Here is a 12,637-nt window from a genome sequence, read left to right on the forward strand (position 1 = left end):
CAAAAGCTTTGTCAGATGACAATCCGCAAGCATTGACCGGCGTGGTACAGCGAAAAACCGGCTTCGTACAGACAGCTGCGCAGCCCCGTGCCAGACAGTGGCCGCATCGGCGCAAAGGGTATCGGCAGGGCTTTGGCATCGCCGTTACACAGGTAATCGGCGAATGCTTTGCCCACCACAGTGCCCGTGGTCACGCCCCGGCCGTTGTAACCGGTGACTGCCACCAAACCGGGCGCGGGCTCGAACAGACGCATCAAATGATCGGGGGTGAAGGCGATGCAGCCGGTCCAGGTGCATTCCCATTCCACCCCTTTGAGGTACGGGAAGTAGTGCTGCTGCACGCGATCGGCCCAGGCTTTGAGAAACCAGGCCGGTTTTTGATTGCCGTTGCCCAGGCTGCCCAACAGCAAACGGCCTTCGGCATCACGGCGAATACTGCTCAACACCTGGCGGGTGTCCCATGAGCCCTGCCCGCCGGGCAAGATGCGGCTGGCGCTGTCATCGGTCAGCGGCTTTGAGGCAACCTGGTAGTAATAACCGGGGAAAAAGTTACGTCGCAAGTCAGTCCATTCGCCTTCGGTGTAGGCATTGGACGCCAGCACCACTTGCTCTGCACTCACCGCGCCCTGAGCGGTTTGCACCGACCAGCGCTGGCCTTGACGCTCCAGGCCGGTCACTGCGCTGTGATCAAACAAACGCCCGCCCAAGTCACTGGCGGCTTTGGCCAGGCCCGAGGTATAGGCCATTGGATTGAGGGTTCCGGCACGCCTGTCGAGCAGGGCGGCGGCAATTTTCGGGGTTCCGGTCGCTTCGGTGCAGGCAGCGCCGGTGAGCAGTTCCACAGGGGCGCCCCGACGCTTCCATTGTTGCTCGCGACTGCGCAGGTCAGCTTCGCCCCGGGCGTTGTGAGCCATGTGCAAGGTGCCTTCGCGGCGCAGCTGGCAGTCGATGCGGTACTTGTCGACAAGGCTGAACACCAGTGCCGGGGCAGCACCCAGCATGCGATTGAGCTGGCTGCCCACTGCTTCGCCGAAACCGGCTTCGATCTCGTCCGGGGCAATCCACATCCCGGCATTGACCAGCCCCACATTGCGCCCCGAACCGCCGTGCCCGGTGCGATGGGCTTCGAGCACACAGACGCTTTTACCCTGTTCTAGCAAGTGAATGGCGGCAGACAAACCGGTGATGCCAGCACCAATCACACACACATCAACGCTCAGTTCGCCCTGTAAGGCAGACGATTGCGGACGTTGAGGCGTCAGGTTTTCCCATAAACATTGTTCGAGTAAAGGCATTGCCAAGCTCCAGAGATGAAACCTAACGGTGATGCGTTTTTATCCACAAACAGTGGGAGCCGGGTTGACCCGGCTTCCACAGTGGCCCTTCACATGAGCTCCGGGATTTGCCTCAATCGAACGTAATACCCTGCGCCAGCGGCAGTTCCAGCGAGTAGTTGACGGTATTGGTCTGGCGCCGCATGTAGCCGCGCCATGCATCGGAGCCCGACTCACGGCCGCCACCGGTTTCTTTTTCACCGCCAAAGGCGCCGCCAATTTCTGCACCGCTGGGCCCGATGTTGACGTTGGCGATACCGCAGTCACTGCCGGTGGCCGACATGAACTGCTCGGCCTCACGTACATCGGTGGTGAAGATGCACGACGACAGGCCCTGGGGTACGGCATTGTTCAGGCGCAGGGCCTCGCTGAAGTCGCTGTAACCCACCACGTACAGGATCGGGGCGAAGGTTTCGCTGCACACCACATCGCTCTGCTCGGGCATTTCAACGATGGCCGGGGCCACGTAGTACGCATTCGGGTACTGCCCGGCCAGCTGGCGTTCACCGCCAAACACCCGGCCGCCTTCGCTCAGGGCTTGCTCAAGGGCGTCCTGCATGTTTTCAAAACTGTGTTTGTCGATCAGCGGGCCAACCAGATTGCCTTCCAGCGGGTGACCGATGCGCACCCGGGAATAGGCCGCCTTGAGCCGGGTGACGATTTCTTCCTTGACCGAGTCATGGGCGATCAGGCGACGCAGGCTGGTACAGCGCTGGCCTGCGGTACCGACGGCGCTGAACAGGATGGCGCGCACGGCCATATCCAGATCGGCGCTCGGAGCCAGGATCATCGCGTTGTTGCCACCCAGTTCCAGAATGCTGCGGGCAAAGCGCGCGGCAATCTTTGGTGCCACTTCGCGCCCCATGCGGGTGCTGCCGGTGGCGCTGATCAGGGCGACGCGCGGGTCATCGACCAGGGCTTCGCCGGCGTCCCGGCCACCGATAATCACTTGGGCCAGGTACTTGGGGGCATCGCTGAACGTGCTCAGCACCCGATCGAACAGCGCCTGACAGGCCAGTGCCGTGAGCGGGGTTTTCTCCGAGGGCTTCCAGATCACCGCGTTGCCGCAGACCAGTGCCAGGGTGGTGTTCCAGGCCCAGACGGCCACCGGAAAGTTGAACGCGCTGATCACCCCCACCACGCCCAGCGGGTGCCAGGTTTCACGCATGTGGTGGCCCGGGCGCTCGGAAGCAATGGTCAGGCCGTAAAGCTGACGCGACAGGCCGACGGCGAAGTCGCAGATGTCGATCATTTCCTGGACTTCGCCCAGGCCTTCCTGGGTGATCTTGCCCGCTTCCCAGGACACCAGTTCGCCCAGATCCGCCTTGTACTCACGCAGCAGGTCGCCAAACTGACGCACCAGTTCGCCGCGGCGCGGCGCCGGAACCTTGCGCCAGGCTTCGAATGCATGTTCGGCGCGGGTCACGTGCTGCTCGACCTCGGCAGCCCCTTCCCAATGCACGGCACCGATCCGGCTGCCATCAATGGGCGTATGTACCGGTTGCCGGCCCTGCTGGTACAGCGCGGGGTCAACACCAAGACGATCCAGTAATGCAGCAAGCATGGGACACTCCTTCAGCTCAAAAAACGGGTTTTCAGGCCATTAGTTGTAGCTGGCCCGCATCGCGGCAACAAACGACCTTTAAGCGAGATATCATTCCGAAAATTCATGCTGCGCTGGTAACGTTGCCTGACAACAAGAATGAGGGGCTTTTTATGCTCAGCGCTGATGCTAAATAAACGCCATCTGCCATCGATCACTGCACTCCAGTGTTTTGAGGCTGTGACCCGCCACCTGAGCTTCACCCGCGCCGCCGAAGAGCTGAACCTGACCCAAAGCGCGGTCAGCAAGCAGGTCGCGCAGCTGGAGGAACTGTTACAGCACTTGCTGTTTCGCCGCGTGCGTCGGCGCCTGCAATTGACCCCGGCGGGTGATTTGTACCTGGTAGAAGTCCGAAAAATCCTGACCCAGGTCGAGATGTCGACCCACACCCTGCGCTCCTACGGCGGCGAAACAGAAGTGTTACGCGTATCTACGCCGTCGACCTTCGGTGCCCGCTGGCTGGTGCCGCGCCTCAAGGGCTGGCGCCTGCAGCACCCGCATATCCATCTGGACCTGTGCAATGAACAGCAGGCCGATGACTTGCTGCAAGGCCGCAGCGATCTGGCGTTCTATTTCGGCCAGGGCTCACGCCCCGGTACCGAATGCCTGAAGCTGTTTGGCGAAGAGTTGGTGGCGGTGTGTGCGCCAGCGAGCTTGCCTGACACGCCCTATACCGATCCTACGCAACTGACCGATTTGGTCCTGCTGCAAAACGCCTCCCGTCCACAAGCCTGGCATGACTGGTTTGAAAGCCAGGGGCATCGCACCGATCACAGTTATCACGGCCCGCGCTTCGATACGTTTTATATGTGCATCCGGGCGGCACAAGTGGGCTGTGGTGTGGCACTGCTGCCCAGGTTTCTGGTGGCAGAAGAATTGGCTGACGGCAAACTGGTCGTTGCCTGGCCGCACTCCATGCCCAGTCCCGACGCCTATTACCTGGCCTACCCTGAACATTCGGCGGGGGTGCCCAAGGTGCAGGCATTTGTGACGTGGATAATGGAACACATTGAGGACCTGTAGGCGCGAGCTTGCTCGCGATCTTTTGATCTTTAAAAAGGTCCCCAGGCTTGCTCGCCCCTGCAGACAAGAGAAAAACCGCTGGCAAAACCGCCCGCGGATATGCGCCACTAGCGCCATTCATTGAAAGAGCTGAACGTCGTGATTATCTGGCACGGCCAGCATGGAGATTGCCGCTATGAGCGAGAGTGTGTTTGCCGATCGCATCGTGCAGAACTTGCTCGACACCGACTTCTACAAATTGACCATGATGCAGGCGGTGCTGCACAACTATCCCAACGTTGAAGTCGAGTGGGAGTTCCGCTGCCGTAACAGCGAGGACTTGCGCCCGTACCTGAATGAAATTCGCCACCAGATCGAGCGTCTGGGCGAGCTGAGCATGACTCAGGATCAACTTGGGTTTCTGGAACGAATCACCTTTATGAAGCCTGATTTCATACGCTTCCTGGGGCTGTTTCGCTTCAACTTGCGCTATGTGCACACCGGCATCGAAAACGGCGAGCTGTTTATCCGCCTGCGCGGGCCGTGGCTGCACGTCATTCTGTTTGAAGTACCGTTACTGGCGATCGTCAGTGAAGTACGCAACCGCTCGCGCTATGCCGACACGGTGCTGTCCCAGGCCCGCGAGCAGCTGTACCGCAAGTTTGACTGGCTGCAGGCCAACGCCAGCGCAGATGAACTGGCCGATTTGCAGGTGGCCGATTTCGGTACACGCCGACGCTTTTCGTACCGGGTACAGGAAGAAGTGGTCAGTGTGCTCAAGCACGACTTCCCGGGGCGCTTCGTCGGTACCAGTAACGTCAACCTGTCCCGCGAACTGGACATGAAGCCTCTGGGCACCATGGCCCATGAATGGATCATGGCCCATCAGCAACTGGGCCCGCGATTGATCGACAGCCAGAGTGCCGCGCTCGATTGTTGGGTGCGCGAATACCGCGGGCTGCTGGGGATTGCCCTGACTGACTGCATCACCACCGATGCGTTTCTGGCCGATTTCGATCTGTACTTTGCCAAGCTGTTCGACGGTTTGCGCCACGATTCGGGGGATCCGGTGGTATGGGCCGAAAAATGCATCGCGCACTACCACAAGCTGGGCATTGACCCGATGAGCAAGACCCTGGTGTTCTCCGACAGCCTGACCCTGCCCCGCTCCCTGGAGATTTTCCGGGCACTGCGCGGGCGGATCAACGTCAGCTTCGGCATCGGCACCAACCTGACCTGCGACATTCCGGGTGTCGAGCCAATGAGCATCGTGCTTAAAATGACCGCCTGTAATGGCTCACCCGTGGCCAAGATTTCGGATGAGCCGGGCAAGACCCATTGCTCGGACCCGAACTTTGCCGCCTACTTGCGCCATGTTTTCCATGTTCCTGAACTACCTCCAAAGGAGTGAATCATGCAGGCCGTACAGCGTCAGATTGCTGAAGAGCTCAAGGTCCAACCGCCGTTTAGCGACACTGCAGCCCTTGAGGCCGAAGTGGCACGACGCATTACCTTTATCCAGTGCTGCCTGCACAACTCCGGGCTCAAGACCCTGGTGCTGGGCATCAGCGGCGGGGTCGATTCGCTGACTGCTGGCTTGATGGCCCAGCGCGCAGTCAAGCAACTGCGCGAGCAGAGCGGCGATCAGGACTACCGTTTTATTGCCGTGCGCCTGCCATACGGCGTGCAGCACGACGAAGTCGACGCCACTGCGGCCGTCGACTTTATTGACCCGGACCAACGTCAAACCGTGAATATCGGCCCGGCGGTCAAAGCGCTGGCCGCTGAGGTGTCGGCTTTTGAAGGCAAGCCCCACGCCACGGTGGATTTTGTCCTCGGCAATACCAAGGCGCGGATGCGCATGGTGGCGCAATACACTATCGCCGGGGCCACCGGTGGCCTGGTGATCGGCACTGACCACGCTGCCGAAGCGGTGATGGGCTTTTTCACCAAGTTCGGTGACGGTTCCTGCGACCTGGCCCCCCTCAGCGGCCTGGTGAAGAATCAGGTGCGGGCGATTGCACGACACTTTGGTGCGCCAGAATCCCTGGTGGAGAAAGTCCCGACTGCCGACCTTGAAGATCTGGAGCCCGGCAAACCTGATGAAGCCTCCCATGGCGTGACCTACGCCGAGATTGATGCGTTCTTGCATGGCGAGCCGGTGAGTCAGGAAGCGTTCGGGATCATCTGCCGCACCTATGAAAAGACCCAGCACAAGCGTGAAATGCCGCTGGCACCTTGAAGCAAGCCCGGCACCTGGGGGAGCTGGCTGCCAGCTCCCCCAGGCCTGGCAAAGACTGGGTATGTACGAAAAAACGGAATGAACCCCACGTTTTTTTTCGCTTGCCGCCTCTGCATTCAAAGGCTTTGATAGGCGTCTATTTGGTCGCCAGAGCCCTGCCCCATGTCTTCTTTCGATGGTTTGTTCTCTCTTGTCGAGTCTGTGCTCGGTCAATCTGCAGCCCATTGGCTGCGCGAGCATGTCGAGGTGCCCCGGGGGCTGCTGGCTTTCAGCTGGAATCAACAGGCCGTGCACCGGGCCTGGCTGGCCGAAGGGTTGAACCTGTGCCTGCTGCACAAGCTGGTAGACGCCGTGCCGGATGGCCGACGCTACGTTGAGGAGCAGGCGCAGCAAGGGCGCAAAGTGGTGTTTGACCACGGCGCGATCCGCACCGTCGACTGGCCCGCCAACGGCGAACTGCCCCGCGGCCGCCAGGCCTTTGCGCGGCTGCTGGAGCCACTGGGCTTTACCGATGTACGAACCTATCCGCTGACCAAGCTGAACATGACCGGCTGGGGCTATCGGCAGATGGACCTGCCTGAAGACATTGCGCAGTTTTTTGTCTCGGAATTACATCCGGGGCGTTTTAGCCAGACGTTTCAGCAGGCGGTTACCCGGGTTGTCAGCTCCAGTCTCGATCCGCTGCAAGCCGAACACACCAGCATTCTCGAGCGCCTGAGCCTCACCCGTCATTGCAGCCTCGGCGAGGCGCGCACCCTGCTGCCGGCGCTGTACCGGGCATTCGGCCGTCAACACGGCGTGGTGCTCGAGGCCGATTACCAATCTCTGCTCGATGAAAGTGCAGAGATGGCCTGGATTGCCACCGAGGGCAACAGCTTCAACCATCTGACCGATCGCGTGCAGGATCTCAACGCCTGCGTGGCCCAACAGCGAGACTTGCAGCGGCCGATGAAGGACAGCATCGAGGTCTCTGCCTCAGGCCGGGTGATGCAGACTGCCTATCGTGCCTGCACGGTGACCCGGGGGCTGATCGATGCCGCCGGTCATTATCGCGAGCATCAGGTGCCGGGCTCGTTTGTCGAATTTATTCAGCGCAAGGTCGACCCGGAAAACGGGCGGATCGATCTGAATTTCGACAGCAGCAATGCCCAGGGCATTTTCAAGATGACCGATTCAAAAGCCTGAATGCAAACAGCCCTGAGCGCACAAGGCGCGTCAGGGCTGTTGATTGGCAGGCCGGGGCTTATTTGAGGACCACGGCGCCTTTCATCATCGAGTTGTGGCCAGGGAATGTGCAGAAGAACTCGTACGATTCAGCCGGGTTCAATTTCGACGCGTCGAAGGTCACCGAGTCTTTCTCACCGGCACCAATGATCTTGGTGTGGGCAATGATGCGGGTGTCACCGTCTTTCAGGTAGTTTTTATCCAGCCCGGCGGCCATGCCGTCAGTCGCTACACCTGCCATGTCTGCAGTTTTGCTCAACACCCAGTTATGACCCATGACGTTTTTCGGCAAGCTGCCGGAGTGCGTCAGGTTAACGGTGAAGGTCTTGCAGGACTTGTCGATGACGATCTCTTTGGTGTTGTAAGACATTTGGTCAGTCGAATCGACAGTCACAGCGCATTCAGCCGCCAGCAAATGGCCGCTGGCCAGGGTCAAAAGGGATACCGCAAGAACTTTGGCAAACATGGTGTATCTCCAAGGCAGGGTATGAAAAAAATCTGTATACAGATTGCCCGAAAATTGTCTCGATTCCAATGATCTGAATCATGGTCCTGGCATTGTTCGAAACAATTCGCCCACCAGAGGAACGCCGGGCTTATCACCTTAGGTCATCAACAGGGTATTCGGAGGAATAAGTGACGGGACTTTCTGCGCTGATCAGCCGCTGCTATCAGCTTCGTTCAGAGATTTAATCCACAACCGGCTTTTTCGGCAGTGTAGAGTCGTGTTTTCAGCGCAAAATAGCGACTTGCTAAAACCCAGCTAACGGCTAAGCACTAATACAGGGCAGAATACGCGCCGCTCAACCCCTTCGACCCCCAGAGGATCGCCCATGGCCAAACCAAATTACAACTTCGCTAAGCGTCAAAGAGACTTGGCTAAAGAGCAGAAGAAAGAAGAAAAGCTTGCCCGCAAGAAAGCGGCTGCTGAGGAAGGTACTGTAGAGCTGGACCCGAATGCCGACGTTGACGTCGATGCAGAAGCTGAGGTTGTTGCTGAAAACACCGACGCAGTAGAACAAAAAGCACCCGACGCGTAATACCCTCGGCCCGGTTATCCACAACCCGGCCCACAGGATCTGTGATCAGGATCAGCAGCCCGGCTGTTGATCCTCGCAGTCCACCTGATTGCCTGTGCTGCATCCTCAGACGCTCCAGACCACCCTCCCTCGCATCCCTTGCACCAATCAATCGATTCACGCCTGACGGGCTTGTGCGCGCGCAGAATGCACAACGCCAGCCCGAAGGCTGGCGTTGTGTTTGGCCAAAGCGCTTTTGCAGGAGCCGGCTAACCGGCCCCGGCAGACGTTAGCGCGGTACCACCGGCTTACGGGTCGGCTTCTGGCTCTTGCCGCCCTTGGCCGCTTCATGGCGCTCTTTGGCAGCCTGCTTGTTACGGGCAAATGCAGCGGCCTTGGCCTGCTCGCGCTTGTCCCACGGGTTACCACCATCGCTGGCACGCGGCGGCAGGCCGGTGTGCTGGGTGAGGATCTTGGTGGTTTTTTCGCCGGCGACCTTGTGGCTGCCTGCAGGCGTCGAGTTTTTGCGACGGGCACTCTGGTAGCTGTCAGTGGCTGGCTGATGCAATGGAATCAGCTGGTCTTTACCCGAACCAATCAGGTCGGCACGGCCCATGCGGGTCAGGGCCTCACGCAGCATTGGCCAGCCCTTGGGATCGTGGTAGCGCAAGAACGCCTTGTGCAGCCGACGCTGTTCTTCGCTCTTGACGATAACCACCGAGTCGCTTTTGTATGTGACCTTGCGCAGCGGGTTCTTGCCCGAGTGGTACATCGCGGTGGCAGTGGCCATCGGCGACGGGTAGAACGCCTGCACCTGGTCAGCACGGAAGCCATTGCCCTTGAGCCACAGCGCAAGGTTCATCATGTCTTCATCTTTGGTGCCGGGGTGAGCGGCGATGAAGTACGGGATCAGGTACTGCTCTTTGCCTGCTTCCTTGGTGTACTTCTCGAACATGCGCTTGAACTTGTCATAGCTGCCAATGCCCGGCTTCATCATCTGGTTGAGCGGACCTTCCTCGGTGTGTTCCGGGGCGATCTTCAGGTAACCACCTACGTGGTGCGTCACCAGCTCTTTAACGTATTCCGGCGATTCGACCGCGAGGTCGTAGCGCAGACCGGAAGCAATCAGGATTTTCTTCACCCCCGGCAAGGCACGGGCGCTGCGATACAGCTGAATCAACGACGAGTGGTCGGTGTTCAGGTTCGGGCAAATACCCGGGAACACGCAGGATGGCTTGCGGCACGCGGATTCGATTTCCGGCGTTTTGCAGGCGATGCGGTACATGTTCGCGGTCGGGCCACCGAGGTCGGAAATGACGCCGGTAAAGCCTGGCACCTTGTCACGGATCTCTTCGATTTCGCGAATGATCGACTCTTCGGAACGGTTCTGGATGATCCGGCCTTCGTGCTCGGTAATGGAGCAGAAGGTGCAGCCGCCAAAGCAGCCACGCATGATGTTCACCGAGAAGCGGATCATGTCGTAGGCCGGGATTTTTTCCTTGCCGTACGCAGGATGCGGAACACGTGCGTAAGGCATGCCAAACACGTAGTCCATTTCTTCGGTGGTCATAGGGATCGGCGGCGGGTTGAACCACACATCCACTTCGCCATGCTTCTGCACCAGCGCACGGGCGTTACCCGGGTTGGTTTCAAGGTGCAGCACGCGGTTGGCGTGGGCGTACAGAATCGAGTCGCCACGCACTTTCTCTACCGATGGCAGACGGATTACCGTCTTGTCACGGGTCATGCGCGGGCTGGCCAGAAGTTGCACGACCTTGGCTTCGTTCGGGTCTTCAACCGGACCTTTTTCCTGCTCGATGGCGCAGGCCTGGGTGTCCTGGGTGTTCACGTACGGGTTGATGATCTTGTCGATCTTGCCCGGACGGTCGATACGCGTGGAGTCGACTTCGTACCAGTCTTTGGGCGTATCGCGACGAATGAACGCGGTGCCGCGAACATCGGTAATGTCTTCGATCTTGTGGCCATACGACAAACGCTGGGCAACTTCGACAATGGCACGTTCGGCGTTGCCGTACAGCAGGATGTCGGCGCAGGCGTCGATCAGGATCGAGTTGCGCACGCGGTCCTGCCAGTAGTCGTAATGGGCGATACGGCGCAGAGATGCCTCGATGCCACCGAGTACGATCGGTACATTTTTATAGGCTTCCTTGCAGCGCTGGCTATACACCAGGCTCGCGCGATCCGGACGTTTGCCAGCCATGCCACCGGGGGTGTAGGCGTCATCGGAACGGATTTTTTTGTCGGCGGTGTAGCGGTTGATCATCGAGTCCATGTTGCCGGCCGCGACGCCAAAGAACAGGTTCGGCTCGCCCAGCTTCATGAAGTCGTCTTTGGACTGCCAGTTCGGCTGCGCAATGATGCCCACACGGAAGCCCTGGGACTCCAGCAAGCGACCGATGATGGCCATGCCGAACGACGGGTGGTCGACATAGGCATCACCGGTGACGATGATGATGTCGCATGAATCCCAGCCAAGCTGATCCATCTCCTCCCTGCTCATTGGCAGGAATGGCGCTGGACCGAAACATTCGGCCCAGTACTTGGGATAGTCAAATAGAGGCTTGGCTGATTGCATGTCGATGACCGGTGTTGAGTACAGAAAATTGGGCGCGTCATTTACGAAGAAATTCGCGGGCGCGGAATATAGCACAAAAAATGATCAATTCCGACGGTAATGGTCGGAATTGATTGGAGCCTGTGATTGCGATCCCTCACATGCCCGCCTTGCCGGTAATAACCTCGGCGTGACCGCCTGGGCAACCACGCAGCGGGCGGTTAATCGTCGTCGAAGTTGTAGCTGCCCGGCGCCAGGTTTTCGAAGCGCGTGTATTTGCCGATAAACGCCAGGCGCGTGGTACCGATAGGGCCGTTACGCTGCTTGCCGATGATGATTTCGGCAATGCCCTTGTGCTCGGTTTCGGGGTGATAAACCTCGTCCCGGTACACGAACATGATGACGTCGGCATCCTGCTCGATGGCTCCGGATTCACGCAAGTCAGAGTTGATCGGGCGCTTGTTGGGCCGCTGCTCAAGAGAACGGTTGAGCTGTGACAGCGCCACCACCGGGCAATTGAATTCTTTGGCCAGGGCTTTCAGGGAGCGGGAAATCTCGGAGATTTCGTTGGTGCGGTTGTCACCGCCCGAACCGGGGATCTGCATCAGTTGCAGGTAGTCGATCATGATCAGACCGATCTCACCGTGTTCACGCACCAGGCGCCGGGTACGGGCGCGCATTTCCGACGGGCTGATACCGGCCGTATCATCGATGAACAGCTTGCGGTCGTTGAGCAGGTTGACCGCCGAGGTCAGGCGCGGCCAGTCATCGTCCTCCAGTCGACCGGCACGGACCTTGGTCTGGTCGATGCGCCCCAGAGACGACAGCATACGCATGATCAGCGATTCGCCTGGCATCTCGAGGGAGTACACCAGTACCGCTTTTTCGCTGCGCAATACCGCGTTTTCCACCAGGTTCATCGCAAAGGTGGTTTTACCCATCGATGGACGACCGGCCACGATGATCAGGTCAGACGGCTGCAAGCCACTGGTCATGCCATCGAGGTCGGTGTAGCCGGTGGACAGGCCGGTAATGGCGTTGTCGGTGTTGAACAGCGTATCGATCCGGTCGATGGCTTTGGTCAACAGATCATTGACGCTGACCGGGCCGCCGGTTTTTGGCCGGGCCTCGGCAATTGCAAAGATCTGCCGCTCGGCTTCGTCAAGAATCTCGGCGGCATTGCGCCCTTCAGGATTGAACGCGCTATCGGCGATTTCGGTGCTGATACCGATCAGCTGGCGCAGCGTGGCGCGCTCGCGAACGATCTGCGCATAGGCCTTGATGTTGGCGACCGACGGCGTGTTTTTTGCCAGTTCGCCCAGGTAGCCCAGGCCACCGACTTGCGACGTCTGACCTTCCTTGTCCAGTTGCTCGGCAAGGGTCACGACGTCAATCGGGGAGTTCTGGTCCGCCAGCTTGGCAATTGCGCGAAAGATCAGGCGATGGTCATGTCGATAGAAGTCGCCGTCCGAGACTTGATCCAGCACGCGTTCCCAGGCGTTGTTGTCCAGCATCAAACCACCGAGCACGGCCTGTTCGGCCTCGATGGAATGCGGCGGCACCTTCAGGGATGCGGTTTGCAGGTCGTATTGCTCAGGAGCGGAGATATCGTTCATGGCCACTTGGTTAATTTGTAAA

General features: G+C 59.2%; 10 protein-coding genes. 5 read left to right on the forward strand and 5 right to left on the reverse strand.

What is annotated here, in order from left to right; translation table 11 throughout:
* Window positions 1-11 precede the first annotated feature (11 nt).
* Window positions 12-1,295, reverse strand: coding sequence for an L-pipecolate oxidase (gene amaA, locus JQ845_RS09515; protein ID WP_003439063.1), 1,284 nt, complete (start codon window positions 1,293-1,295; stop codon window positions 12-14).
* Window positions 1,296-1,407: 112 nt separating this feature from the next.
* Entirely contained in the window at window positions 1,408-2,898 is a 1,491-nt protein-coding gene (gene amaB / locus JQ845_RS09520; protein ID WP_010656251.1) for an L-piperidine-6-carboxylate dehydrogenase, read from the reverse strand.
* 165 nt (window positions 2,899-3,063) lie between these two features.
* On the opposite strand from amaB, the gene JQ845_RS09525 reads away from it, so the two are divergent.
* From JQ845_RS09525 to JQ845_RS09540, 4 genes are all read left to right on the forward strand, one after another.
* A complete protein-coding gene (locus JQ845_RS09525) occupies window positions 3,064-3,960 on the forward strand; it encodes a LysR family transcriptional regulator (RefSeq protein ID WP_003439059.1) in 897 nt (298 codons plus the stop codon).
* Window positions 3,961-4,135: 175 nt separating this feature from the next.
* Entirely contained in the window at window positions 4,136-5,350 is a 1,215-nt protein-coding gene (pncB, locus tag JQ845_RS09530) for a nicotinate phosphoribosyltransferase (RefSeq protein WP_003439057.1), read from the forward strand.
* 3 nt (window positions 5,351-5,353) lie between these two features.
* Window positions 5,354-6,181, forward strand: a complete 828-nt coding sequence (gene nadE, locus JQ845_RS09535; protein ID WP_010656252.1) for an ammonia-dependent NAD(+) synthetase — start codon at window positions 5,354-5,356, stop codon at window positions 6,179-6,181.
* Between the two features lie 162 nt (window positions 6,182-6,343).
* Window positions 6,344-7,366: a DUF1338 domain-containing protein gene (locus JQ845_RS09540; RefSeq protein WP_003439053.1), complete on the forward strand. Its 1,023-nt coding sequence runs from the start codon at window positions 6,344-6,346 to the stop codon at window positions 7,364-7,366.
* Between the two features lie 58 nt (window positions 7,367-7,424).
* Here the strand turns inward: JQ845_RS09540 and azu are convergent, their stop codons facing one another.
* The gene (azu, locus tag JQ845_RS09545; RefSeq protein ID WP_203008929.1) at window positions 7,425-7,871 is read right to left on the reverse strand and encodes an azurin; all 447 of its coding nucleotides are present in this window, start codon (window positions 7,869-7,871) and stop codon (window positions 7,425-7,427) included.
* 367 nt (window positions 7,872-8,238) lie between these two features.
* Here azu and JQ845_RS09550 point away from each other — a divergent pair, with 367 nt between their 5' ends.
* Complete coding sequence (locus JQ845_RS09550) at window positions 8,239-8,445, forward strand: hypothetical protein (RefSeq protein ID WP_003439050.1); 207 nt, start codon at window positions 8,239-8,241, stop codon at window positions 8,443-8,445.
* 268 nt (window positions 8,446-8,713) lie between these two features.
* On the opposite strand, the gene JQ845_RS09555 is transcribed toward JQ845_RS09550, so the two are convergent.
* Together JQ845_RS09555 and dnaB are read right to left on the reverse strand one after the other, a co-directional pair.
* Window positions 8,714-11,020: a YgiQ family radical SAM protein gene (locus tag JQ845_RS09555; protein ID WP_003439049.1), complete on the reverse strand. Its 2,307-nt coding sequence runs from the start codon at window positions 11,018-11,020 to the stop codon at window positions 8,714-8,716.
* A gap of 200 nt (window positions 11,021-11,220) precedes the next feature.
* A complete protein-coding gene (dnaB, locus tag JQ845_RS09560; protein WP_003439048.1) occupies window positions 11,221-12,615 on the reverse strand; it encodes a replicative DNA helicase in 1,395 nt (464 codons plus the stop codon).
* Between the last annotated feature and the right edge of the window lie 22 nt (window positions 12,616-12,637).

This window comes from Pseudomonas paraversuta (assembly GCF_904063065.1).
GTDB lineage: Bacteria > Pseudomonadota > Gammaproteobacteria > Pseudomonadales > Pseudomonadaceae > Aquipseudomonas > Aquipseudomonas paraversuta.

Bases quoted from the DNA above. Each gene is read 5' to 3' on its own strand.
- dnaB (WP_003439048.1), bottom strand. From the start codon at position 12,615: ATGAACGATATCTCCGCTCCTGAGCAATACGACCTGCAAACCGCATCC.
- pncB (WP_003439057.1), top strand. From the start codon at position 4,136: ATGAGCGAGAGTGTGTTTGCCGATCGCATCGTGCAGAACTTGCTCGAC.
- nadE (WP_010656252.1), top strand. From the start codon at position 5,354: ATGCAGGCCGTACAGCGTCAGATTGCTGAAGAGCTCAAGGTCCAACCG.
- JQ845_RS09555 (WP_003439049.1), bottom strand. From the start codon at position 11,020: ATGCAATCAGCCAAGCCTCTATTTGACTATCCCAAGTACTGGGCCGAA.
- amaA (WP_003439063.1), bottom strand. From the start codon at position 1,295: ATGCCTTTACTCGAACAATGTTTATGGGAAAACCTGACGCCTCAACGT.
- JQ845_RS09550 (WP_003439050.1), top strand. From the start codon at position 8,239: ATGGCCAAACCAAATTACAACTTCGCTAAGCGTCAAAGAGACTTGGCT.
- JQ845_RS09540 (WP_003439053.1), top strand. From the start codon at position 6,344: ATGTCTTCTTTCGATGGTTTGTTCTCTCTTGTCGAGTCTGTGCTCGGT.
- amaB (WP_010656251.1), bottom strand. From the start codon at position 2,898: ATGCTTGCTGCATTACTGGATCGTCTTGGTGTTGACCCCGCGCTGTAC.
- JQ845_RS09525 (WP_003439059.1), top strand. From the start codon at position 3,064: ATGCTAAATAAACGCCATCTGCCATCGATCACTGCACTCCAGTGTTTT.
- azu (WP_203008929.1), bottom strand. From the start codon at position 7,871: ATGTTTGCCAAAGTTCTTGCGGTATCCCTTTTGACCCTGGCCAGCGGC.